The organism is Pseudomonas mendocina (assembly GCF_003008615.1).
GTDB classification, from domain to species: domain Bacteria; phylum Pseudomonadota; class Gammaproteobacteria; order Pseudomonadales; family Pseudomonadaceae; genus Aquipseudomonas; species Aquipseudomonas mendocina_C.
Map to the genome: position 1 here is coordinate 2401106 of NZ_CP027657.1, position 24407 is coordinate 2425512.

Genomic DNA, 24407 nt, shown 5'->3' on the forward strand with positions numbered 1-24407 from the left:
CATGCGTCGGACTGTAGCGGCGCCTCGCAGGCTGGAACCAATGAATAGATGGCCCTAGAGTATTACCTTTGGTTATGTTCTTGAGGGTTACGCCGTGCGCCTGCGCCATATCGAAATCTTCCAGGCGATCCTGCAGACCGGTTCGGTGACCGGTGCCGCCAGCCTGCTCAATGTCTCTCAGCCGGCGGCGAGCAAAGCGCTACAGCACGCCGAGGCGCAGTTGGGTTTTACCCTGTTCAAGCGGGTGCGTGGTCAACTATTGCCGACCCCGGAAGCGCGAATCCTCGAGCAGTCTACGGCTCGGGTATTCGAAGAGCTGCAGCGCGCCCGGCGCCTGGCCGGTGGGCTGCGTCAGCAGAGCGCGCGCAGCTTGCGGGTGGTGGCCACGCCGAGCCTGGCACAATCACTATTACCCAAGGTTATTCCGCGCTGGATGAAGCGTTTTCCGGGCGTGCCATACGAGCTGGCGACTCACCACACCCCGGAGCTGGTGGAGAATCTGTTACTGCACGAGAGTGATCTGGCGCTGACGTTGCAGGATCCCAAGCATGCCGGCCTGAGCATGCGCACCCTGGCGCAGGGGCAGATGGTGGTGATCGCGCCGCCCGGGCACTGGCCTGTGTCCAGCCTGGACGAGCCGCTGGATATCCAGGAACTGGGCGGCGAGCCGTTGCTGGCATTGGACACCCGTGACGCGCTGGGCAGCCTGCTCGATCACCACCTGGGCGAGACGCCGCAGCCGCCACGGGTGGTCGCGCGCGTGCAGACCTGGCTGCTGGCGCGCTCGCTGGTCGCCGAAGGGCTGGGGCTGGCCGTGGTCGATCCGCTGACCGGTTATGGCCCGGGGGCGCCGATTCAGGTTCGGGCGTTGCGGCCTATGTTGCCGGTCAAGTTCTATGCGTTGACGCGCCCAGACGAAGGGGCCAGTGATGCGTTGGAGGGGTTGCTGGAGGAGCTGGGCAAGGAAGCCGCGGTATTGATGAGGTAGGGTGCGCCGTGCGCACCTGGGCATATGCGGTGCCTGCAAGGTGCGCACGGCGCACCCTACGGGCGACGCTGCCGAATGTCGCCTCTCCCGGCGCCCAAGGCTGTTCGCTCGATGTTTGGCTTATGCTGTCGTGCCCGATCGAACTGAGAGGATGGCGATGAACAAGGATATCGGCGAGATCAACGGTGCCTGTCACTGCGGCGGTGTGCGCTTTCACGTGACCTTGAGCGATGGCCTGCATACTGCGCGGCGCTGCAACTGCTCCTACTGCCGGATGCGTGGGGCGGTGGCGGTCTCGGCCGAGCTGGCCGGTTTTCGTATCCTGCAGGGCGAAGACCTGCTGACCACCTATAGTTTCAACACCCACAGCGCGAAGCACTTCTTCTGCTCGCGCTGCGGCATCTACACCCACCACCAGCGCCGCTCCAATCCCCATCAGTACGGCGTCAATGTGGCTTGCCTGGAGGGCATCAGCCCGTTCGACTTCGCTGAGGTGCCGGTCAGCGATGGCATCGCCCATCCCAGTGACGATCCTACCGGCGCCGGGCCGCGGCAAGCCGGCGTGCTGCGCTTTATCCCGTCGTGAGCGGCCTGTTCATCACGCAGAAATGAAAATGCCGCGCGGCTCTTCAGCGGCGCGGCATCGGGGGCAACTCGTAGGGCGGACTCAGGAGCGCCAGCGAACAGTCCGCCGGGCCATGCCAAGTCCGGCATCACGACGTCCCATCGGATCGCCGTTCGGTACTCCCTACTTGCTGCAAATCTCGCCCAATAAAAATGCCGCGTAGTCGAACGCTACGCGGCATCGGGTGCTACAGGCTGGCTAGCCGGCGATCAGAACGCCGGTACGACGGCGCCCTGGTACTTCTCTTCGATGAACTGCTTCACCTCGGCGCTGTGCAGGACCTTGACCAGCTTCTGCACGGCCTCGCTGTCCTTGTTGTCGGCGCGAGTGACCAGGATGTTCACGTACGGCGAGTCGCTGCCTTCGATGGCCAGGGCGTCCTTGGTCGGGTTCAGCTTGGCTTCCAGGGCGTAGTTGGTGTTGATCAGGGCGAGGTCGACCTGGCTCAGTACGCGCGGCAGGGTGGCTGCTTCCAGTTCACGCACCTTGATCGCCTTTGGGTTCTCGACGATGTCTTTCGGCGTGGCGAGGATGCCGGCTTCCGGCTTGAGTTTGATCACGCCGGCCTTCTGCAGCAGCAGCAGGGCGCGGCCGCCGTTGGTGGCATCGTTGGGGATGGCCACGGTAGCGCCTTGCGGCAGCTCGCTCAGGTTCTTGATCTTGCTGGAGTAGGCGCCGAAGGGCTCGACGTGCACGCCGGCAACGCTGACCAGGTCGGTCTTGCGGCTGGCATTGAACTCGTCCAGGTACGGCTGGTGCTGGAAGAAGTTGGCGTCGAGGTTCTTCTGCTGCACTTGCAGGTTGGGCTGCACGTAGTCGGTGAACACGCGCACCTTCAGCTCCACGCCTTCTTTGGCCAGGGCCGGTTTGACGAACTCGAGGATCTCCGCGTGCGGCACCGGGGTGGCGGCGACGTTGAGGGTTTCGGCCTGGGCCGAGAAGGCCGCGCAGGCGGCGATGACAGTCAGCAGTTTCTTCATATTAAGGTTCCTTTTGGGAAGGTTGGCGCGGGTCTCGCGGGTGGCGAGTCGCCGCTTTTCATCATTACTTACGAGAAAAATGTACGACCAGTCGATCACCGACCATCTGCAACACCTGCACCAGAATCAACAGCAGGATCACGGTCACGGCCATGACGTCCGGTTGGTAGCGCTGGTAGCCGTAGCGCACCGCCAGGTCGCCGAGGCCGCCGCCGCCGATCAGGCCGCTCATGGCGGTGTAGGACACCAGGGTAATTGCGGTGACGGTGGTGGCCGCGAGCAGGCCGGGCAACGCCTCGGGCAGCAGCGCGCGGGTGATGATCTGCCAGGTGGTGGCGCCCATCGCCTGGGTCGCCTCGATGATGCCGCGTTCCACTTCACGCAGGGCGGTTTCCACCAGGCGCGCGAAGAACGGCGTGGCTCCAACCACCAGTGGCGGTATGGCGCCGGCGACGCCCAGCGAGGTGCCGACCAACAGCTCGGTGAAGGGAATCATCAGGATCAGCAGGATGACGAAGGGTACCGAGCGCAGGATGTTCACCACCAGCGACAGCGCGCCGTACAGGGCCTTCTGCTCGAACAGCTGGCGCGGGCCGGTGAGGAACAGCAGCACGCCAAGCGGCAGGCCGAGCAGCACGGTGAACAGCATCGAGCCGAGCAGCATGTTCAGGGTGTCGAGGCTGGCCTGCCAGATTTCCGGCCAGAACACGTTGGGCAGCAGTTGTTCGAGCATCAGCGCAGTACCTCCAGATGCACGTCGGCGGCGCCGAAGCGCGCCAGCGCGGCGTCGATGTCGCCACCGGTCAGGGCCAGGGTGAGCTGGCCGTAGGGAGTGTCCTTGATGCGGTCGATGCGCCCGGCGAGGATGCTGTAGTCCACTCCGGTTTCACGGGCCACGGTGCCCAGCAGCGGCGCGTAGGTCGCGTCGCCCTGGAAGGTCAGGCGTAGGATGCGGCCTTCGACATGGGCGAAGTCATCGCGCTGTTCGGCCTCGTCGACGTGCTCGGACTCCTGCACGAAGCGCCGTGTGGTCGGGTGCTTCGGGTGCAGGAACACCTCGGCTACCGGGCCTTCCTCGACGATGACGCCGGCATCCATCACCGCCACGCGGTCGCAGACGCGGCGAATCACGTCCATTTCGTGGGTGATCAGTACGATGGTCAGGCCCAGCTCGCGGTTGATCTCGGCCAGCAACTGCAGCACGGCAGTAGTGGTTTGCGGGTCGAGGGCGCTGGTGGCCTCGTCGCACAGCAGGATCTTTGGCCGCGTGCTCAGCGCACGGGCGATGCCAACGCGCTGCTTCTGCCCACCGGAGAGCTGCGCTGGGTATTTGTTGGCGTGATCCTGCAGGCCGACGCGGGCCAGCAGCTCGGCGACGCGGGCGTCGATCTCGGCGCGGCTCAGCTCGCCGGCCAGGCGCAGCGGCATGGCGATGTTGTCAGCGACGGTCTTCGACGACAGCAGGTTGAAGTGCTGGAAGATCATCCCGACCTGTTGGCGGAAGCGGCGCAGGCCGCCTGCGTCGAGTGCGGTGACGTCGATGCCGTCGATCTCGATGCGACCGCCGGAAGGTTCCTCCAGGCGGTTGATCAGGCGCAGCAGGGTGCTCTTGCCGGCGCCGGAATGGCCGATGATGCCGAACACCTGGCCGCTGCCGACCTGCAGCGTGGTGGGCTGCAGTGCCGGAATCTCGCGGCCTGCGACGCGGTAGGCCTTGTGGACGGATTGAAACTGGATCACGCGAACGACCTTTTGGGTGTGTTCAGTCGCCGGCTCCAGAGGGTTGTCGAGCCGGCCATCGAGCGCCGGGTAGGGCGCAAAAGTGCGCTAGTTTACCCGGCAGTGTTTAGGCCGAGAAAATCTTTGTAGGCCTATGTTTATTACAAAATGGCATTACCGATCAGCGGTAGTGCGAGCGCCCTTCCTTAGTTGCGTTGTGGGCTCAACAGCAGGCGCGGTACCTGTTGTGGCGCGATCTTCTGGCTCAACTGCGGACGGAAGCTCGGGTCGAGCTTCTTGATCCGCGCCGAGAGCAGCGCCGCGACCCAGGGGTAATCCTTGGCCTCGCGTACTTCGATGCGCACCGCACAGCGAAAGGTCACGACATCGGCGGCCACGCCGTCGAGCAGCCGGCGCAGGTTTTCGTTGTCCTGGCTGTCCAGCATAGGCAACGCCACGACGCTGGTGGCGGCGCTCGGGTCGATCAGGCGTGCTTTGGGTGTGCTCTCGACCACGGGTGTCGGCTGGCTCGCAGCTGTGGGAGCGGTTGCTGTCTTGGCCGCGGCCTGGCGTTCACTGGCCAGGCGTTGCTGGCGCAGTTGTTCCATGCGCTCGGCATCGAGCTTGGCGGCCGCTTCGCGGGCCTGCTGCTCGGCTGCTGCCTGGCGGGCAGAGCGGGCGCTGTCGATGGCCTGGTTGAGGTCATGGCTCAGGGCCGGGGCTTGCGGCATCAGGCTGCGAGCCTGGCCCAGCGCCTGCGCGGCGCGATCCAGATCACCCTGTTGCAGCGCTTCCTGGCCTTGCTGCATGTAGGCTTCGGCCAGTTGGCGCTGGTACTGCTCCAGGCGCGTGTCGCGGCTGGCGCGTTGCTGCAGCGCGCTGAGCTGACCGCGCGCATCGTCAAGGCGTTCTTCGGCCAGGCTCAGGTCGAGCTGGCGGAAGGCGATGACCAGATCATCGACAGGCGGCACGCTGGGCGACGGCGTGTTCTGGCAGCCGACCAGCAGCAGAACCAGAAAAAGAGGAAGACCACGAAAAGCGAACGACTTCATGACTACGCGTCTCGAATTGTGCAAAAAACGCGCAATCATACAGGTTCGTACCGCTGATTTCACCTCGATCGGCCGCGCCGTAGCCCGGATTGCATCCGGGCTACGCAGAGCACGCCATCAGGTGTTGCGCTTGGGCAACGCGAAGCTGGCCAGAAACAGCGCGGCTGCGCTGACCACGATGGACGGACCTGCGGGTGTGTCCTGGTACCAGGACAGGCTGAGCCCTGCACACACGGCCACCAGGCCGAGCAGGCTGGCGCCTATCGCCATCTGCTCCGGCGTGCGCGCATGGCGCTGGGCAGCAGCGGCCGGGATGATCAGCAACGAGGTGATCAGCAGCACGCCGACGATCTTCATCGCCACAGCGATCACCACGGCGATCAGCAGCATCAACGCCAGGCGAATCGCTGCTACCGGCAGGCCTTCGACCCGCGCCAACTCTTCATGCACCGTGATTGCCAGCAGGGGGCGCCACAGCCAGGCCAGCACTGCCAGCACCAGCGCGCTCCCCCCCATGATCCAGGCCAGGTCGGTAGGGCTGACGGCGAGCAGGTCGCCGAACAGATAGCTCATCAGGTCGATGCGCACGTCGTGCATGAAGCTCAACGCCACCAGGCCCAGTGACAGGGTGCTGTGGGCGAGGATACCGAGCAGGGTGTCGGAGGCCAGCGGCTGGCGCTGCTGCAAGGTCACCAGCAGCACAGCCAGCAGCACGCAGCCGACGGTCACGGTGAGGGTTGGGCTGACGTCGAGCATCAGGCCCAGCGCTACGCCGAGCAGGGCGGCATGGGACAGGGTGTCGCCAAAATAGGCCATGCGCCGCCACACGACGAAGGAGCCGAGTGGGCCGGCTACCAGGGCCAGCGTCAGGCCGGCGAGCAGGGCGTTGAGAAGAAAATCGGGCATCAGTGCTTGCAACCAGGGCCGTGAACGTGGGCCGGGCCGTGGATGGTCAGGCCGGGCTTGACCACGCCGCCATGCAGGTCGTGATCGTGGTCGTGATGGTGGTGATAGACGGCCAGGCTCTTGGCATCCTGACCGAACAGCTCGATGAAGGCGGGATCAAAGCTGACCTGCTCCGGGTGACCGGAACAGCACACATGGCGGTTGAGGCAGACCACCTGATCGGTGGCGCTCATCACCAGGTGCAGGTCGTGCGACACCATCAGCACGCCGCAGCCGTGGCGCTCGCGTAGCCGCGAGATCAGTCGGTACAACTCGGCCTGACCAGCGACGTCGACGCCCTGTACCGGCTCGTCGAGCACCAGCAGTTGCGGTTCGCGCAGCAGGGCGCGGGCCAGCAGCACGCGCTGCATCTCGCCACCGGAAATGCTCTGCAGCGGGCTGTCGATCACCTGCTCGGCGCCGACCTCGGCCAGTGCTGCCAGTGCGAGCTTGCGATCCACCCCCGGCACCAGGCGCAGGAAGCGCAGCACCGACAGCGGCAGGGTGGCATCGACATGCAGCTTCTGCGGCATGTAGCCGATGCGCAGGCGCGGTGCGCGGCGTACGTTGCCGCGTTCCGGTTGCAGCAGGCCGAGTACCACGCGCACCAGGGTGGTCTTGCCGGCGCCGTTGGGGCCGATCAGGGTGACGATCTCGCCCGGTTGCACGCTGAGCTGAACGTCGTCGAGCACAGCCTGGCCGTTGAAGCTGACCGCGACTCCGTCGAGACGGATCAGGGCGTCGTTCATGCTGCTGCCTTGCAACCGGCGCAGAGACCGACGACTTCGACGGTCTGGCTCTCCACGCTGAAACCGACGCCTGCAGCGCCGTCGACGATGGCCTGGCTGATGGCCGGCTGTTCCAGTTCGATGGCAGCATGGCAACTGCGGCAGATCAGGAACTGGCCCTGGTGCGCATGTTCCGGGTGGCTGCAACCGACGAAGGCGTTGAGTGAGGCGATGCGGTGTACCAGGCCGTTTTCCAGAAGAAAGTCTAGAGCGCGGTACACCGTCGGCGGCGCGGCGCGGCGACCATCCTCGTCACTCAGCACGCCGAGGATGTCGTATGCGCCCAGTGGTTTGTGGCTGGCCCATACCAGCTCCAGCACACGCTTGCGCAAGGCGGTCAGGCGCAAGCCCTGACGGGTACAGATGGCCTCGGCCTCGGCCAGTGCATGGCTGACGCAGCGGGAATGGTCGTGGGGACGTGAAGCCAGGGGCATGTCGGTCATGGGCAAGGACGGCGCTGGGAAGAGACGTTATTATGTTACCCGTTCAGGGCGCCTCTAAAAACTACCTGCGTTGCCATCGCTGCGTTAAAAACAGACTCAAAATGCTCATTTACAGCTCGTAAACTCCGCTTTTTCGTCTGTTTGATTCGCTGGCGCTCACCCTTCGGGCCAGCCTTTGGCTGTTACTCCCGTTGGTCGTTGCGCCTTGCGCTGACTGCCTCGCCTACGTTTTTAGAGGTGCCTTTCAATCCAATCCGAGTATGCCCCGTGTCGCGTCTTTTCTGTCTGCTTGCCCTGTTTTTCGTCGCCAATGCCCAGGCAGAGGTGCGCCTGCTTACCAGCATCAAGCCGCTGCAACTGATCGCCGCAGCGGTGCAGGACGGTGTCGGCGAACCCGAGGTGCTGCTGCCGCCCGGCGCCTCGCCACATCATTACGCGCTGCGGCCGTCCGATGTGCGCCGCGTGCGCGATGCCGACCTGCTGTACTGGATTGGCCCGGACATGGAAGCCTTCCTCCCGCGTGTGCTGGGCAGCCGCGACAAGCCGCAGGTGGCGGTGCAGGATCTGCCTGGCATGACCTTGCGTCACTTTGGCGACAGCCATGACGAGCATGATCACGACGAGCATGCCGATGAGCACGCGCATGCTGCTGATGAGCTGGGTCATGACCACGACCACCGTCCCGGCAGCCTGGATGCCCACCTGTGGCTGGCTGCGGACAATGCCCGTGTGATCGCGGCGCGCATGGCTGCCGATCTGGCTAAGCTGGATGCTGCCAACGCTGCGCGTTATGCCACCAACCTGAAAGCCTTCGAGGCGCGTCTGGACGCGCTCGATGGCCGCATCCGCCCACAATTGACTGCCTTGCAAGGCAAGCCATATTTCGTCTTCCACGAGGCGTTTGATTACTTCGAAGCCGTCTACGGCCTCAAGCATGCCGGTGTATTCAGCGTGCTGACCGAAGTGCAACCCGGCGCGCGTCATGTCGCTGCGATGCGCAAGACCCTGCAGCAGGCCGGGCCGAGCTGCGTATTCAGTGAGCCGCCGCTGCGCCCGCGCCTGGCCGAAACCCTTACGGCCGGTCTGCCGGTCAAGCTGGCCGAACTCGATGCCTTGGGCGGCACCTTGCCGGTCAACGCCACCGGGTACGAACAACTGCTGGAGAATCTGGCCTCCGGCCTGACGCAGTGCCTCAGTAATCTGTAGGGTGCGCCATACGCACCGCAGACAGCGGTCGGTGCACGCCAGCCTACGAACTGTAACCATCCTCACGTTGCCGCTTGCGGGCGCAAACCACTAGGCTTGCGCTTTTGCCGCGAGCGCTCGCCATGTCGCCAACTGCACCTCGCCCGTCCAACGCCACGCTGGTGCTGCTGGCGTCGTTGTACTGCGCTCAGGGCTTGCCTTCCGGGCTGATCGCTCACTCGTTGCCAGTTTTGCTGCGTCAGCATGGCGTAGATCTGGCACTGATCGGCCTGCTCAAACTGCTGGCGTTACCCTGGCTGCTGAAAGTGTTCTGGGCGCCCTGGATCGACCGCCTGGCATCAAGGCGCCTGGGCCACCATCGTGGCTGGATCCTGCCGCTGCAAAGCGGAGTGATTGTCTGTGTGACCGTACTGGCGCTGCTGGCACCACAGACGTTGTTTAGCGAAGGTCTGTGGTGGCTGCTCGGCTTGCTGCTGCTGATCAACCTGCTGGCCTCCACTCAGGATGTGGCTACCGACGGCCTTACCGTGCGCCTGCTTCCGGAGCGCTGGCGCGGCCTGGGCAATAGCCTGCAGGTGGGCGGCTACAAGGTTGGCATGATCGTCAGTGGCAGCGGCCTGCTGCTGGTGATCGACCCGTTGGGCTGGAACCTGGCGGTCGGTCTGGTGGCTGGCCTGATCCTGCTGATGACCGTGCCGATCTGGCTGTTTCCCGAGCGTCGGGTGTTGCCGTTCCAGCCGGCCCTGGCGGAAACCGCCCTCGGCCCGCGCCTGCTGCTGAGTCACTACCGCGGACTGCTGGCGCAGCCCGGCATGCTGCTGTGGCTGGCGGTAGTGCTGACCTTCAAGCTGGGCGACTCGCTGGGCTCGCCGATGATCAAACCGATGCTGGTGGATCAGGGTTGGAGTACCGCAGCGCTTGGCCAGCTGACCCTGATCAGCAGCCTGGCCGGCATCGGCGGCGCCTTGCTCGGTGGCCTGCTCTACGCACGCATCGGCGTGCTGCGTGCACTGATCCTGTTCGGCGTCCTGCAGGCCATCGGCATCGCCGCCCTGGCGCTGCTAGTGGGGCAAGGCGCCAACACCGGCCTGGTCTATGCCGTGACCCTGTTCGAACAGGTGGCTGATGGCATGTCCACCGTCGCCCTGTTCGCCGCCATGATGCGCATGTGCCGCCCGGAACACGAAGGCGCCGACTTCACTCTACAGGCTTCGGCGCAGCTGCTGCTGTCAGGCTTCGTCGGGGCCAGCAGCGGGGTGCTGGCCAAGGCGTTGGGGTATGAGGGGTTGTTCGTAGTTGCGGGTGGGGTGGGGATGTTGGTGCTGGTGGTCGTCCTGAGGTATGGGCGCCGTGTTCAGGGCTGATAAGGGCCCGGAGAGCAGGCGTTGCTGGTGCATTCAACAGCAATTAAGGAAGCACGGGGCCTGGTTGTCACTGATGCCCGTGCAGGTGGTGGATGTGTTACGCGTAGCTTATGAGCCCTGAAGAGCCTCGTTGACCCCGCTACCCTTTGGTGGAACCTGGGTGCCCCTGGCTTCCTGGCGGCGGTAGTAGGTCTCGATGTTTAGGGCCGGGTCGATCTTGTTCCGCAGGGTGCAAGGTTGCTGTTGCCAGGGGGGGCTGGTCAGCTTCTCCTTCAGATTCCGGGACGCGGAACTGCGCTTCCAGTCCTCGAAGGTGCGATCGCGCCAGTAACGCTCGGGGCGACCGATGGCGGCATCATGGGCGGCGGTAACGGGGTCAAGGTGGCGACTCTGTTCCAGCACGGGCAGGTCGGGCAGCGGCTGCTCGACATCCATGTAACGCTGCAGGGTATCCCAGAAGGCGTAGAGGTTGGCCTTGTCGAGGCCCAGGCTGTGCATCTTCATGCCCAGGCAGACCTGGTTATCGGTGTAGCGATGATGCAGCCAGAGCACGTAGTCATGCCCACCATGAGGCGTGATCTGCAGTTGCATGACCGGATCGAATTCATAGAAGGGTGCGATGAAGGGAGAGCGGAAGCGCCTGCCGATACGCACCATGCCGTCACGTCGGTTGAAGCCGCTGCCGTCGTGGTTATAGATCAGGGAATAAAGGCCGATCAGCAGGTCGACGCCGATGATGGCCATGAAAAGTAGAGCGGCACCAAACCAGAAGGCCGTTTGCTCACTCCAGTATCCCCAGAGCGCACCTTGATGCCAGGCAATGACACCGGCAGTTATTACGCCAAGTACACCACCCAATATATAGGTCAGCCAAGGTCTTGAAGTGGCATGCAAGCATAATGCTGATATGGAGGCTATCACTCCGATGGGGATGATAATGCTGCCATGATCAGAGATCACGGCCAGCTCGATTGTCCATGGCAAACAGAACAACGTTACGCTCAGGATTTTCAATATGAATAAGAAATGCAGTGTTTTGCCACTGTTTTCAAAGTTCCATCTCTGAGCATCACAATAGATCTGCTGTTTACGCCTCTCCTTGGTTTGCCTCTCATAGGCCAGATGTGCTTCGCTCATCAGTTGGCCTTCGATCTCGAATATCGAATCCAGGTTGGCGCAATGTCCCCATTTCAAGGCAGTGTCGAACAGCCCTTGTCTGTCGCGAATCGCTGGTGGCAGTGCGGGTAGTGCCTGGCCACGATAGGCAGCAGATCCGTAAGTCTCGTTGCTCATACCTTGAGTTTCTGAGTATTGCCCCAGGGCAAACGCATCTTGGCGAACTTGCCGAGCCAGGATCGCTCGGCAGAGGGCTGTTGCCGGGGAATGCGATCCGGGCGATAGGCGGTAGGGGCGTAGGTTTCGGTCATCAGTCGATGTACTGGCAGTACTGGGCCATCAGATTGGGCCGGCGCAGGGTATCGATCCGGCGGATGTCGGTAAGGATGTCGTCGACCTTGGTCTTGAAGGTGGCGTCGTCCATATCGATCCAGTAGCGCGGGTCGCGCCCCGTGCGCTGGTCATGCTCGGCGGTGGTGGGGTCGAGATGGCGATATTGTTCCAGATAAGGGATATCCGGTAGTGGGCGGCTGACGTCCATATAGTTCTGCAGATAGTCCCAGAGGGCGAAGTGCTCGTTGGCATCGTCGCTCTGGTGCAGCAGTGGGGCCAGGGAGAAATGGATATCGCGATAGCGGTGTGCCAGGTGCAGCACGTTCATGGGCAGACCCTGGCGATCAGGACTGCTGCTGAGGTAGGCGTCGAATTCATGGAATGGTGCAGTCAGTTCGCCGATGGTGCCGTTCTTCTTGTACTCACCGTTGTTGTCGTAATCGAAGACGGTGACCATGCCGGTCTGGCGATTGAACTCCCAGAGCGGGCCGCGGGAAGGTTTGACCCAGAGTTTGGGGAATTTATGGGTGATAATTCCACCAACCGCCCAGCTAATTAATAGCGGTGAAAATATATAAGCGCCACTTGAAATGCTATCGATCATCTCAGAAGCAAAGCCAATTTCTGATTCGAGTGCAAGAAGTATGCAAATTAGAAGATATATGGGCACTACAATAATGGCTCCCCACTTTCCAAACGCATAAAGATTCATCCAGAAGCGCCCCCCCATGGATAGCTGGGCAAAACGATGACGCTGATGATCGTATACATAATGAAAGTCCACTGTTTCGGTGATACGTGGCTCATAAGTACCCTGGGCTTTTTTTTCTGCATCCTCCCGTTCCACCTGTGCTCTGAAACGTAACCTTTCAGGACTGTCTTGATAAAAGGAGCTGGCCGGCGCCAGTTCCCGGGTATTGCCCCAAGGCAAACGCATCTTGGCGAACTTGCCGAGCCAGGATCGCTCGGCAGAGGGCTGTTGCCGGGGAATGCGATCCGGGCGATAGGCGGTAGGGGCGTAGGTGTCGGTCTTCATAATTCCAGGGCAGGTTTGATAGGGTAGAAAACTTCCGGTTGAGCCGAGAACGCCTGGCTGGCGGTATCGCGCCGGGGCGTCTTGGGTGAAGGTGCAGGAAAGATCCAGGTATCGTCTGGTAACTGCAGGGTAGCCTGCATGCGTACGCCCCATTCATGGTACAGGCTGCTGTCGCGGGTGTTGCCCGTCCAGCGGCGCGATTCCGGTGTGTGTACATAGAGCGTCAGCGAGCCGGGCCAGGCAATCTGGGCGAGCGGGGTAACGGCTTGAGTGGTGGGCAGGTCGGTTTCCATTATGTCCGGTGCCATGATCGTCGGGCCGTGCTGGTACAGTGTTTCGGTACTACGCAAACGGCATTCAGCGCGGATGCTGCCGCCCTCCTGAGTGCCGAGCAGACCGGGCAGGTGGGTCTCGATGCGGATCACGGTATTGGCCGTCCTGACCACATGGGGTGTTGGGTCGCTATTGTCCAGTTTGGCGCCAGGGGTGTACGCGGGATTAGTTTCTACCTTGACCGTAGGGCCAGCGAACAGGCCCAACAGGCGATAGAAGGCCTCTTTGGGTTCCTGCAGATGAGGGTGCTTACGGTTGTCGCCGAAGGGGCCGTTGCCCAGCCAGTCCTCTAGAGGGGTGCTGCTGAGCCAGTAGACGATACCGGCCCCGCTGCCGATCAGCAGCAAAGCCAACCAGCCTGCGGGGCCCAGCAGGGTGGCAGTTCCTGCGAAGAAACCACTGACCACGCCTATTGCTGCACCACCGGCCATCAGCAGGTAGCCCCACATGGCGTCGTCGTTCCAGCGCCATGCATACCAGGCGTCGTACAAGCAGATGCCGACCATTATCAGTCCGGCAGCACTTTGGGTGATCAGACGAGCAGTAATGGCTCCGATAAAGCGTTCGCCAAGCTTCGCACCCAGCCAGCGGGTAGCGGTACGCTCTGATACAGAGAAAAGAGTTATACGCGCGGTAGCTAGTATTGAGTTATTGCCAGCTAATTTATAACCAAGAGTCTCCATCGCAACCAGCAAATCCAAAACAGCTCCAGTGACGCCAAGGCGCATTCTCTCCTTACCTTTCTCTACTGATGTCGTACCTCTAGCGTTCAATTCAAGTTGGACGTTATACAGCTCCAACATCAGCACCGACGCCGGAAAGACCTTGCCATTGAGCGCTCGGTAATACAGGTTGCCCTGTTGACCTTGCAGGTTATTAACGGCTTCTTGCAGGCCGCTTCTGGCCTCTATCCCTGCTTGCCGTGCAGCCTTAGCTGTGCTGTTCGCACTTTGCGCTCGATTGTTCTGCGCTGTTTCGACTGTGCGCGCTCTGGCCGTTTCCTGGGCTGCACTGCTGGCCCGTGTCGAGGCTTGGCGCTGTGCCGCCTGGGCGCTGCGTTGGGCGTGCTCCGCCTGCATCACGTCGCGTATGGCCTGGTTCAGGCGGCTCACGCCTTGGGCTGTACGATGGTTACGCGGCATGACCAGCACCAGGTGATCGCCCGTTACCTGTTCTAGACCAGCACTGCGGGCGGTGCGCTGGTTGCTGGAGGCGAGTAGATTGCCCTGGCCGTCCTGATATTCGCCATACATACGGACGGGGCGCTGGCCATTATTGGGCAGTTCCTCCAGGCCAAACAGGTAGTGAGCCCCTGCGTTAAATGCGCTACGGCGTATGAGAACCGCCTCGCCGAAGCTGTCGCGCATCATGCCCCGTAGCTGTTCGATGCTCTGGCCATGGAGGCGGATCGCGGCGGGGCGTGCTTCGCTACCCAAGGCTGCGCGCTGGTTTTGTTCTGCCTGGCGAGCCTGACCCAGTTCCTGGTTCCTGCGTTGGGCGTCTGTATTGGCCTGACGTTGAGCAGTTTCTGCTTGTTGCTGGTTCTGTTCGGCTGCCTGCCGCTCTTGCCTGGCCTGCGCCTGATCGCGTCGGCTGTCGCTGCGAGTCTGCTGAGCATGGCGTCGATCCTGCTCGGCATTGCGTTGCTTTTCCTGTGCCTGGCTGAGCGCGCTTTCTGCGGCCTCAACCGCTCCAGCAAAGTTGCCGTAAATTTCGTGCAGCGCATTGGCACAGGCTTTGGCATTGGCCACCAATGCACTCTGCAGGCTACCGCCCTTAAGCAACCCAGCCAGCAGGGCCGCATTCAGGGTGACGGGTTCGCTACCAGGGGCCTCCTGATTCTCCAGTTTCGCCAGTTCCTCCGGGCGAAATTTCCCATCGCCCGAATTGGGCTGGGGTTGGGCTGGCTTCTGGTAGGGAGCCATCAGTTTTTCCGGTGTGACCTCCGGCCAGAACATGCTATGCAGCGGGTGCGCTGTTTCATTGGCGATCTTGCTGATCAGCTTCTGGCCTGGCGTCTCGTTTGGAGCGAAAACCATACGGTTATTGACCGCGTCGGTAATGCAGCCACTGGCCGCGAGTGGATCCAATTGCGTAGGCGATGTAGCGAGCAATGGCAGCAACTGGCTGGCAAAGTGGAATTCGGCCAGGTACTCGAAACCATCGAGGCTCAGGTGGTCGGCCAGTGCTTGTTGGTGGAGGGGGATATCCAGGCAGCGGCTGAGCAATCGCTGGCAATACTCCAGATTGCTCCAGGTCAGCATGCGTTCGGGGGTTGCGGTGAAGTGGTTGATATCACGTTTGCCGCGATCACTGATTTTCTTGATGCTTTCGTGCAGCGGGTTCTTCTGGCCACCTACGGTGGGAGGAATCACCATCTGTTGAACCAGCAGTGCGCTGCCATGGTGGGGGTGCTGGGATGCCCGGTTGATGCAGGTTTGTAGTAGCTGTTGCTGGGTCTCCACACACTTTTTCAGATGACGTAGACGGTAGAACGGGTCTTCGAGCAATACCGCACAGAGCTGACGTGTGCGAGCACTCAGCAGCACGTCCGGCTCGGCGGCTTGTGCCTGCCAGAGCTCTGCTGCAGGCTGCGCCGCCGTTTTGTCCGGCCCCAATGGGGAGCTGGGCAGATGCTTTTCGACGCAGGCTTGAAGCGTAGCGCTTTCCAGCAGCGTATCCGGCTTGCTCGGATTGGCATTTTCGCAACTGTCGGAGAACGCTTGAGCTACTTTTTGCGCTTCTTCCGGCATTTTTCCGGTGAGATCACAGACATAACGACCAGGGTGATCCAGCAGCCACTCGTAACCCGGACGACGCACCCGTTGTTGCGCTGCCAGGGAAACTGGAAATACATGTAGGGAAAGATTGCGGCGTGTAGGGGTGGCCCGCTCTGCTGCCCCTTTTTTGGCGTAATCGTGAATGTCGTACTGGGAGAAAGCCTCGAGCATGGCCTGGCCGTTGGGCTTGCCTTGGTAAAGGCTCTGGAGTTTTTCCCGTGTGGCCCGTAGGTCAAAGCTCTGGCAGCGGCTGCGACGCAGGCCGCTATCCTGCTCCAGGCGTTGAAGGCGTGCGGCGCTGAGCTGGATTTCGGAGAAGCACATCTGTACATCGACAGTGTGTCTATTGTTCCACTGCACGGGGAGCCAGATATCATCGAGCGCGACGCCGCTGGCTCTGCGTAGTCCAGTGCGAAAGCCCGTCCCGTCCCGGTATCGTGCGACATTCACATCGTGATAGGTGGTCTTGCCATCTGTTTGTCGAACCTCGAGTTCACGCCAAAGCTTGTTGCGATAGAAGACATAGACAAAGCCGGCGCGTACTAAGACAGGAGCCCCCAGATCTTGTTCGCTTCTGCAACCTGGCAAGGCGGTCATGGGAACCACGGGCACGATCTGGTTCCATTGCATGCCATGCTCGGGTTGGCGTGGCGTGGCGCGAAGTTCTTCATGTAGCGGAACGCGAATAGGCCCGCCTTCGCTCGCCGCGATTTCCAGCCATAGGTTGCGCTTGGGCTGGCTCTCCCAGTCCCACACATGCAGCACGCTGCTGAAGCTATCGCTGGTCTGGGTTTCCGGTTTGTCCTGTTGCGTCAACCATTCCAGCTGAGTGGCGTTGGCTTCGTCATAAATGACCAGCTTCTGGGTAGTTGGGTGATCCTTGCCCACTACCTGGACGATGAGCTTGCCGGCCTCGCAGGCGGCGCCTTTGCTCAGTGCGCATACGTTGTTGCTCATACGCTGCTTTCCTTGTCGGTCGTATTTTGGGTCAGGTGCCTGGCGAGGGCATCAAGGCGCTCCTGATCGGTGCCGGGTGGCAGCGCGTCTGGCGCTGTCGTGTGAGGGTTGGCGTGGCGCAGGTCGAGGTAGGCGCTCAGCGATTCAGCCGTCACGAAGCCGGCCTGCATGCCAGCACTCAGATAATCCCAGGCCGTTTGGAAGCCAATACCGTGCTGGCGTTCCCACCACTGGTAAAGAAAGTGTTCACCTTGTTGGCGTTGCAGAGCCTGTTCCTGAGAGGCGCTCAAGTGCAGTTCAGGCGTGCCAGTTGCCGGACGCCAGAGGCTTGCTTGCTGGTTTTCGACGTGTCGCCAGGCTGCCTGGCCATCGGCGTGTTGCTGCCAGGTGCTGCCATACCAGCTCAGGCGTTGTATGGGGCCAAGCCAGGTGGCCAGTGTTTCGGCATTGCACTCCGAGAAGAAGTAACTGGCTGTGCGAGGCCGAGAGTAGCGCAGTACACCGCGGCGCTCCTGGTCGAAACGAATGAACAGGATATGGCGTAGGTGGGCCAGCAGGTCTTGTGCAATGGCTGGGGTTTCCAGGAGCAGGCCGGGCCAGGCGAGTGGTTCGCCCTGCATGGCGGCCAGCAATGAGGGATTGGCCTGTGCATTGATCAGCAGGGGGCTTTCTTCCTCGCAGGCGACCAGCTCGGTATTGTCGAACAGGCGTATCGGATTCGGGTCTTCTCCCAGCTTGTAAAGCTCAGGCAGCAAATGCTCCGTGCGCTCCAGCAGCAGCCAACGCCCAGTGTTCATGCGCTGGCTCCAGCAGTCATGGCCTTACGGCAGGGACAGTCGGACAGCGGGCATTGCAGCGGGGTGCCGCCCTTGGGCTTCTGGCATAGCTCGACGATGGGCAACTCTTCACGTAGGCGCTGTTTGAGCAATGCTCCCGGTACATCCGCATCCGCTGGCTTCGCTGCGCCCGGCATGATGGGCGCTGCCCCCGAGCCGTTGCCCGGCGCACCGCCGGAGTTGATCTTGATCACCGGCCCCACCAGGGTCACGCCGCCGCCGTCGAGTTTGATGAAGCTGCCGCCGCCTTTGAGGGTCAGTTCGCTGCCGGCTTCGAGCACGACTTTCAAGCCGCTGGAGAGGTGGATTTCCTGGCCGGCCTTGATGAATTGACCGTTGCCGAGCTTGATGTGCTGGCTGTCGCCAACGGTGACGTGATCGTTGGCTTTGATCTCGGTCTTGCGGTCGCCGTGGGTGGTGCGGTGTTCTTCGGCCTTGAAGTGGCTGTAGGCGTTGGCCTCGACGGTGTCGTGGCGCTCGTTGCCGACGCGGATTTTCTGGTCGTGCTCGATGTTCTCGTCCCAGTCGCGCTGGGCATGCACGTAAATCTGCTCGACGCCCTTGCGATCTTCGATGCGCAGTTCGTTGTAGCCGCCACCGCCGGGGCTGCTGAGGGTCTTGAATACGCTGCGGGTCTTGTTCGCCGGCAGCTCGTAGGGCACCACGTGTTCGGCGTGGTACAGGCAGCCGGTGACCAGGGGCTGGTCGGGGTCGCCTTCGAGGAAGGTGACCAGCACTTCCATGCCGATACGCGGGATGGTGATGGCGCCGTAGCGATCACCCGCCCAGCTGGAGCTGACGCGTAACCAGCAACTGGTTTTTTCATCCGCCTGGCCCTCGCGATCCCAGAAGAACTGCACCTTCACCCGGCCGTATTGGTCGCAATGGATCTCTTCGCCAGCCGGGCCGGTGACTACGGCGCTCTGGCTGCCGAGGATGCGCGGTTTCGGGTGGGCCAGGGATGGGCGATAGGGCACGTCCCAGGGCGTGGCAGTGAAACGGTTGCGGTAGCCCTGGGTGAAACCGTCGGCAGGCTGGGTGTCGCTGGTCACCGACTCTTCCAGCACCTGCGGCTGTTTACCTTCATGAAGGACTTCGGTGAGCAGCCAGAGCTGGTTCCACTCTTGGCGTGGATGTTCGCTCAGGTCGAGGAAGTGACCACTGACCAGCGTCGGTGAGTCGCCGTCGCCCTGGGCCAACTCGAAGTCGTGGCGGTGCCGTTCCAGAGCGCGCTTGGCCAAGTGCTTGCCGCGTTCGCGGTCGGTGTAGCGTCCGGGATAGTCGTAGTCTTCCAGCTTGGGTTGGGCGTCGCCTTCGGCCTTGGCTTCCAGTTGCAGGCGCGGCTTCTCGAAGTCGTAGTCGCGGCGTGTCACCTGGCTGGTGCGGGTTTCCACGCGTACGCCGAAATGCTTGATCACCGGGTCGTCGGCCACCAGGCCGGTGTCCTGCTGGTAGGCCAACGGTGCCAGGCGCGGGAAGGCGGTCTGGTCGTCGCCGAAGGTCAGCACGTGGCCCTCGTTGCTGTGTTGGAAGTGGTAGTGGATACCTTCTTCCTCGCACAGGCGCTGGATGAAGTGCAGGTCGCTCTCGTCGTACTGCACGCAATACTCGCGCTCGGGATAGATCGAGCCGAGCTGGAATTGATAAGCGTCGGCCTGGATGCCGTGTTCCTCGAGCACCTGGCCGATGATCTTCTCCACCGTCAGATGCTGGAAGATGCGCTGGTTGGTGCGATGAGCCAGGTAGGCCAGCTGCGGCACCAGGGTCAGTCGGTAGCGCGTCATGTGCTTGCCGGACTCGCCTTGTGCGATGCGGTGGATCAGGCCGTGGATACCGGTGTCATTCTGGTCGAAGGCGAGAAAGGCGCGCTGATGCAGCAGGCTTTCCAGGTCGAGGTCGGGACGTTCGCTGATCAGTTCCACGTCGAAGGCGTAAGGCTGGCTGACCGCCTCGCGCCCGCTGAACTCGAGCACCTGCAGGTCGTGCTCGACGCCTTCGATGCTGAGACTGAAATGGGTCTGGTTGGCCTGGGCGAACATTCGTTGTTCCTCTCGATCATTCCATGATGGGCGCGTGGCGCGCTCCAGGTTGTAACCGAATCGGCCGCGCCGTGCTGGCAACGGTCGAGGTTTTCGGCGATCTGCCGGCGCGTTCTATGCGCTGCTTGCCGAAACGCAGCGGCCAGGACGATGCCTGGCCGCTGCGGTGACGCGGACGCGATCCCGGCTTACGCGGAGATCGGGGTACGCCAGTCGTCGGAGCCGGAAGTACCGGAGACTTCGTGGGTCCAAACGATCTTGCGGTAGGTGAAGTAGACGTCTTCCAGGTGGGTGAAGTGCGCCATGTTCGGATCCTGGCAGTTCGGCATGCGCGACTGCACGTCGACGATCACGGCGTCTTCCAGTTCGATGGTGAAGTAGTGCTCCTGGGTACCGGTGGAGGAGGTGCGGTACCACTCCAGGCGGCACTTGCTCAGACGCTCACCGGAGGTCAGGGAGTTGAAGATCAGCGGCGAGGACTTGTCGAAGACCTTGGTGATCATCAGCGGCTTGTGTACGCGCTGGCCGGTCGGTTGGCCGGACTGCGGGTCACGCGGGATGATGACCTGGTGGTTGTAGGCTTGAACCAGAATCTGGTCTTCATGACCTTCCTGGAAAATGTTGCCGACCGAGTCCTCGGTGAAGGTGCCAGCGGTGATCAGACCTTGCTTGGTGCCTTCGAGGGACAGATACGCGGGTGTTGGCATGAGTGCTCTCCTTGCCTGGGTCATGGATCGTGTTCGATCCGGGAGCCAGGGTTATAGCGAGCGGCATGCCAGAAATTTAAAGATCAATAAAAACAAAGAGTTGATGTGACCTGATGACTGGTGGTGGTCATGATGAGTGTTAGGTCACGCAAAACTGTGCAGCAAGTTGCGCAGTGCTGTGCAGGTTGTTGCGCAGGGTGCTGAATGGCGCGTATTTCCTGGCTTGTGCCCGCTTGAGCGCGGTTTTATCCACAGCGCTCTGCGCAAGAATTTGCCAGGTCGATCACTCGGCCCAGTGTCGACCGTGGCGTTCCAGCAGGTGTTGCAGTTGCTCCGGGCCATCGCTGCCGGCCGGGTAGGGACGCGGGCTCTGGTAGTGCTGGTGCCAGCCCTGCAGGATCGGGTCGACCCATTGCCAGGCAGCTTCGACTTCGTCGCGGCGCATGAACAGGGTGGAGTCGCCTTCGATCACGTCGAGCAGCAGGCGCTCGTAGGCGTCCCAGCGGCGTTGCTGATTGAAGGCGTTGGCCAGGTTGAGATCCAGTTCCACCGGTTTCAGGTGCATGCCCTTGCCGGGGTTCTTGGCCATCAATTGCAGGCTGATGCGTTCTTCCGGTTGCAGGCGGATCAGCAGCTGGTTGGCTTCGCCACCGTTGAACAGGCGATGCGGCACCGGCTTGAACTGGATGAGGATTTCCGACGCCTTCTTCGCCAGTCGTTTGCCGGTGCGCAGGTAGAACGGCACGCCGGCCCAGCGCCAGTTGTCGATCTCCACCTGCACGGCGACGAAGGTTTCGGTGTCGCTGTCGTTGTCGACGTTCTTCTCGAAGTAGTAGGCGGGCACGTCGTGGCCGCCGATCTTGCCGGCGGTGTACTGGCCGCGCACGGTCTTGTCCTGCACGTCGAGGCCGCTGATGGGTTTCAGCGCTTCGAGGATTTTCACCTTCTCGTTGCGCACCGCCTCGGCGTCGAAGCGTACCGGCGCCTCCATGGCCACCAGGCAGAGCAACTGCAGCAGGTGGTTCTGGATCATGTCACGCATGGCGCCGGCGTTGTCGTAGTAGGCGCCGCGGTTTTCCACGCCCAGGGTTTCGCAGACGCTGATCTGCACATGGTCGATATGCCCGGCGCGCCACACCGGTTCGAACAGGGCATTGGCGAAGCGCAGCGCCATAAGGTTCTGCACAGTTTCCTTGCCCAGGTAATGGTCGATGCGGAACACCCGTGCCTCATCGAATACGGCACCGATGGCGGCGTTGATTGCGCGGGCCGACTCCAGCGAATGGCCGATGGGTTTTTCCAGCACGATGCGCGCTTCGGGGCCGGCCAGGCCGGCGTTGGCCAGGTGGGCGGCGATATCTTCGAACAGGTTTGGTGCGGTGGCCAGGTAGTAGACCCGTACGCGGCCTTCGTCGCGCCCCAGGCGTTTGGCCAGGCGGCCAAAGTCGGCGCTTTGCGCGGCGTCCATGGCGAAGTAGTCGAGGCGCTCGGCGAAGCTGGCCCAGGTGTCTGTGGCGAAATCGGCGCGAGCGACCTGAGCGCGGCAGTGACGCTCGGCCAGGGCCTGGTAGGCCTCGCGGGTGTGGCTGCTGCGAGCCAGGGCGAGGATGCGCATATCGCTATGCAAGCGACCTTCGCGGTGCAGGTGATAGAGCGCTGGCAGCAGCTTATGCAGGGCCAGGTCGCCCGTACCACCGAAGACCAGCATGTCGCAGGGAATACTCAAGGGAAACACTCCGACTCGTTTTTGCAGGCTAGCTGCAATCATGGGGAAACGGCCCGGCAGCATCCATCTGCTGCGCTTGGCTGGGTGCTTCAGGGCGTCTTTTCCACCGCGTATCGGTTTTAAACTGCCTGTTGGCTGTGCGTGAATGCAAGCCATGTAGTATAACTACAAGGTCACTACAACCGCCGACCGCTGATCATAACCGAGCTATGGTCAGTCGAGTGCCCGCGGTAGACCCTTTTCTGCATAGAGCCAATCTAAGTGAATCTGTTGCAACACATCGCCCAGTCGCGCCACCTGCTGCGCAAATCGGAACTCAAGGTGGCCGATCACGTCCTGCTTGACCCTGCATCGGTCATGCACAGCTCCATGGCTGAGTTGGCGCATAGCGTTGGCATCAGCGAGCCGACCATCGTGCGCTTCTGCCGTGCCATCGGCTGCACCGGTTTTCAGGATCTCAAGCTGAAACTGGCGCAGAGCCTGGCCGCTGGCGCCAGCTTCGGCCAGTTCGCCATCCATGAGGACGACTCGGTCGCCGACTTCAGCCTGAAGATCTTCGACACCACGTTGCACACCCTGATGGAGGTGCGCGAGAAGCTCGACCCCGAAGCACTGCAACGTGCCATCGCTGCCTGTGCGCAGGCGCAGCGCGTCGAGTTCTACGGTTTTGGCGCCTCCGGTGCGGTGGCGGCCGATGCCCAGCACAAGTTCTTCCGCCTGTTGCTCAATGCGGCGGCGTATTCCGACCCGCACATGCAGGCGATGAGTGCCGTGACCCTGAAGCCGGGTGATGTGGCCATCTGCATTTCCCAGTCCGGGCGTTCCAAGGATCTGCTGATCAGTGCCAACCTGGTGCGTGAGGCCGGTGCCAGCCTGATTACCCTGTGCCCGAGCCAGACGCCATTGGCCGATCTGGCCACCGTCAACCTGGCCATCGACGTGCAGGAAGATACCGAGATCTATACCCCGCTGACCTCGCGTATCGCCCACCTGGTAGTGATCGACGTGCTGGCCATGGGGGTCGCCATGGCGCGCGGCCCGACCTTGGTCAACCACCTCAAGAGCGTCAAGCGCAGCTTGCGTAGCCTGCGCCTGTCGCCGAAGTCGCTGCGTAACAGCGAAGACTGAGTAGAGCGATTAGCGGATGCTTTCAAGGATGAAAGACATGGTGAGACAAGGAGCGCTGATTGTGCTCACCGTGCTCGTTATGGGATGCAGTACCGTGGCCTCCAGGTTGGGCCCGGATAGGCCTTCTGATCTGTATCCAGCGACCAATACCGCACTCGAGCTAACTGGCGATCTGTGGTGTTGGTATTTTCTGGCTTGTCCGATTGTGCTGGTTTCTCTACCTGTGGATGTTGCACTGGATACGCTGTTGCTACCGGTCGATACGGTGCGTCTGCTCAATCGCGACGACTCGGAGAAAAAGTCTGAAACCAGTGCGGTACCAGGTGTCACCGAGGCTTCATAGCGCTGCCGCCAAAGCGTCATCTGCCTGAGCGATGCTGGGGACTCCAGCCTTTCGTTCCGGGAGAACCGAGATGCCTCGTATCTTCGATGACGCGCAATTGCATGATCAGCCTGATGCCAAGACCCGTCGCAAATTGCAGGATCAACGGCGCATGGCCTACCGACGGGCCATTGAGGACTACGCCGAACAATGCCAGTTGCAGCGTGAGCTGGCCGACTATCCCGAGCTGATTTCTGCCGGCCGTATGCAGGCTGTCGACCGAGTGCAACGCAACGCTGCCTGATTGGCGAGCACCGCTCCGCGACTGGCAGGGCGGTGCGCTTGCCCGATTCTACGAACTTATTGCCCGCTTCTGCTGATCTGTCCGGCTCACCGCGACAGCACCTTTCGTGCCCACTACAGTTAGTGTCTGGCCCCTGTGTGCGGGGTCGACCGTGAGCGCCGGCAGGCCATGCCGGAACCATCAGACACCATCGGAATAAGGTGGGCAGATCATGATTACCCTGAATCTCAATGGCACCGACCATGAGCTGGATGTGGCCGGCGACATGCCGCTGCTCTGGGCTTTGCGCGACGTTGCCAATCTCACCGGAACCAAGTACGGCTGTGGTATGGCGCTGTGCGGCGCCTGCACGGTCAATGTCGAGGGGCAACCGACCCGCTCCTGCGTGACGCCGGTGTCGGCAGTGGCAGGCAAGCGCATCACCACTATCGAGGCCGTTGGCGAGGACGCCGTGGGCAAGGTGGTGCAGGAGGCCTGGCGCCAGCTCGATGTGGTGCAGTGTGGCTATTGCCAGTCCGGTCAGATCATGGCGGCGACGGCCCTGCTGAGCAGCAACAAGGCGCCGACCGATGCCGATATCGACGCGGCCATGAGCGGCAACATCTGCCGCTGTGCCACCTATGTGCGGATTCGTGCCGCCATCCACGAAGCTGCTGGGCAACTGGCCTGAGGAGGCACGT

General features: G+C 62.0%; 23 protein-coding genes. 8 read left to right on the plus strand and 15 right to left on the minus strand.

All coding sequences use genetic code 11. The annotated features are described in order from the left end of the window. Positions 1 to 94: 94 nt before the first annotated feature. A complete protein-coding gene (locus tag C7A17_RS11120; protein ID WP_106738098.1) occupies positions 95 to 988 on the plus strand; it encodes a LysR family transcriptional regulator in 894 nt (297 codons plus the stop codon). Positions 989 to 1145: 157 nt separating this feature from the next. After that, positions 1146 to 1574, plus strand: coding sequence for a GFA family protein (locus tag C7A17_RS11125; RefSeq protein ID WP_106738099.1), 429 nt, complete (start codon positions 1146 to 1148; stop codon positions 1572 to 1574). A 248-nt stretch (positions 1575 to 1822) separates the two neighbouring features. Here C7A17_RS11125 and C7A17_RS11130 read toward each other — a convergent pair whose 3' ends face one another. The 7 genes from C7A17_RS11130 to zur form a co-directional block, all read right to left on the minus strand. After that, entirely contained in the window at positions 1823 to 2593 is a 771-nt protein-coding gene (locus C7A17_RS11130; RefSeq protein WP_106738100.1) for a MetQ/NlpA family ABC transporter substrate-binding protein, read from the minus strand. A 64-nt stretch (positions 2594 to 2657) separates the two neighbouring features. Beyond that, entirely contained in the window at positions 2658 to 3326 is a 669-nt protein-coding gene (locus C7A17_RS11135; protein ID WP_012020239.1) for a methionine ABC transporter permease, read from the minus strand. Continuing rightward, a complete protein-coding gene (locus C7A17_RS11140) occupies positions 3326 to 4333 on the minus strand; it encodes a methionine ABC transporter ATP-binding protein (RefSeq protein WP_106738101.1) in 1008 nt (335 codons plus the stop codon). The genes C7A17_RS11135 and C7A17_RS11140 overlap by 1 nt, the downstream gene beginning before the upstream one ends. A 185-nt stretch (positions 4334 to 4518) precedes the next feature. Next, positions 4519 to 5364, minus strand: a complete 846-nt coding sequence (locus C7A17_RS11145; RefSeq protein WP_106738102.1) for a PA5502 family lipoprotein — start codon at positions 5362 to 5364, stop codon at positions 4519 to 4521. Positions 5365 to 5481: 117 nt separating this feature from the next. Continuing rightward, positions 5482 to 6270, minus strand: a complete 789-nt coding sequence (gene znuB, locus C7A17_RS11150; protein ID WP_106738103.1) for a zinc ABC transporter permease subunit ZnuB — start codon at positions 6268 to 6270, stop codon at positions 5482 to 5484. After that, positions 6270 to 7058, minus strand: a complete 789-nt coding sequence (znuC, locus tag C7A17_RS11155; protein WP_106738104.1) for a zinc ABC transporter ATP-binding protein ZnuC — start codon at positions 7056 to 7058, stop codon at positions 6270 to 6272. Before znuC ends, znuB begins: the two co-directional genes overlap by 1 nt. Further along, positions 7055 to 7540 (minus strand): zinc uptake transcriptional repressor Zur, encoded by a 486-nt coding sequence (zur, locus tag C7A17_RS11160; RefSeq protein WP_106738105.1) that lies wholly within the window; start codon positions 7538 to 7540, stop codon positions 7055 to 7057. Before zur ends, znuC begins: the two co-directional genes overlap by 4 nt. Positions 7541 to 7807: 267 nt before the next feature. Between zur and znuA the strand changes: the two genes are divergently transcribed. Further along, positions 7808 to 8746 carry a zinc ABC transporter substrate-binding protein ZnuA gene (gene znuA, locus C7A17_RS11170; RefSeq protein WP_106738106.1) on the plus strand — a complete coding sequence of 313 codons (939 nt, stop codon included), beginning with the start codon at positions 7808 to 7810 and terminating at the stop codon, positions 8744 to 8746. Between the two features lie 122 nt (positions 8747 to 8868). Beyond that, on the plus strand, positions 8869 to 10110 hold the full coding sequence (locus C7A17_RS11175; protein WP_106738107.1) for an MFS transporter: 1242 nt from the start codon (positions 8869 to 8871) through the stop codon (positions 10108 to 10110). Positions 10111 to 10218: 108 nt separating this feature from the next. On the opposite strand, the gene C7A17_RS27330 is transcribed toward C7A17_RS11175, so the two are convergent. From C7A17_RS27330 to zwf, 8 genes are all read right to left on the minus strand, one after another. After that, positions 10219 to 11403: a hypothetical protein gene (locus C7A17_RS27330; protein ID WP_234035907.1), complete on the minus strand. Its 1185-nt coding sequence runs from the start codon at positions 11401 to 11403 to the stop codon at positions 10219 to 10221. After that, positions 11400 to 11537, minus strand: coding sequence for a hypothetical protein (locus C7A17_RS26745; protein ID WP_158704655.1), 138 nt, complete (start codon positions 11535 to 11537; stop codon positions 11400 to 11402). Before C7A17_RS26745 ends, C7A17_RS27330 begins: the two co-directional genes overlap by 4 nt. Then, positions 11537 to 12595: a hypothetical protein gene (locus C7A17_RS26750; RefSeq protein ID WP_158704656.1), complete on the minus strand. Its 1059-nt coding sequence runs from the start codon at positions 12593 to 12595 to the stop codon at positions 11537 to 11539. Before C7A17_RS26750 ends, C7A17_RS26745 begins: the two co-directional genes overlap by 1 nt. Further along, positions 12592 to 16665: a toxin VasX gene (locus C7A17_RS11195; RefSeq protein WP_106738111.1), complete on the minus strand. Its 4074-nt coding sequence runs from the start codon at positions 16663 to 16665 to the stop codon at positions 12592 to 12594. The genes C7A17_RS26750 and C7A17_RS11195 overlap by 4 nt, the downstream gene beginning before the upstream one ends. Beyond that, positions 16662 to 17462, minus strand: coding sequence for a DUF4123 domain-containing protein (locus C7A17_RS11200; RefSeq protein ID WP_106738112.1), 801 nt, complete (start codon positions 17460 to 17462; stop codon positions 16662 to 16664). The genes C7A17_RS11195 and C7A17_RS11200 overlap by 4 nt, the downstream gene beginning before the upstream one ends. Then, positions 17459 to 19540 (minus strand): type VI secretion system Vgr family protein, encoded by a 2082-nt coding sequence (locus C7A17_RS11205; RefSeq protein ID WP_106738113.1) that lies wholly within the window; start codon positions 19538 to 19540, stop codon positions 17459 to 17461. Before C7A17_RS11205 ends, C7A17_RS11200 begins: the two co-directional genes overlap by 4 nt. A gap of 188 nt (positions 19541 to 19728) precedes the next feature. Continuing rightward, positions 19729 to 20247: an Hcp family type VI secretion system effector gene (locus C7A17_RS11210; RefSeq protein ID WP_106738114.1), complete on the minus strand. Its 519-nt coding sequence runs from the start codon at positions 20245 to 20247 to the stop codon at positions 19729 to 19731. Positions 20248 to 20530: 283 nt separating this feature from the next. After that, a complete protein-coding gene (gene zwf / locus C7A17_RS11215; RefSeq protein WP_106742865.1) occupies positions 20531 to 21973 on the minus strand; it encodes a glucose-6-phosphate dehydrogenase in 1443 nt (480 codons plus the stop codon). Positions 21974 to 22234: 261 nt separating this feature from the next. Here zwf and hexR point away from each other — a divergent pair, with 261 nt between their 5' ends. From hexR to C7A17_RS11235, 4 genes are all read left to right on the plus strand, one after another. Further along, entirely contained in the window at positions 22235 to 23101 is an 867-nt protein-coding gene (gene hexR / locus C7A17_RS11220; RefSeq protein ID WP_106738115.1) for a transcriptional regulator HexR, read from the plus strand. Between the two features lie 28 nt (positions 23102 to 23129). Continuing rightward, on the plus strand, positions 23130 to 23444 hold the full coding sequence (locus C7A17_RS11225) for a YceK/YidQ family lipoprotein (RefSeq protein WP_199796420.1): 315 nt from the start codon (positions 23130 to 23132) through the stop codon (positions 23442 to 23444). A gap of 70 nt (positions 23445 to 23514) precedes the next feature. Beyond that, positions 23515 to 23727 carry a PA3496 family putative envelope integrity protein gene (locus C7A17_RS11230; RefSeq protein WP_106738117.1) on the plus strand — a complete coding sequence of 71 codons (213 nt, stop codon included), beginning with the start codon at positions 23515 to 23517 and terminating at the stop codon, positions 23725 to 23727. 211 nt (positions 23728 to 23938) lie between these two features. After that, positions 23939 to 24397, plus strand: a complete 459-nt coding sequence (locus C7A17_RS11235; protein WP_106738118.1) for a (2Fe-2S)-binding protein — start codon at positions 23939 to 23941, stop codon at positions 24395 to 24397. Positions 24398 to 24407: the final 10 nt, after the last annotated feature.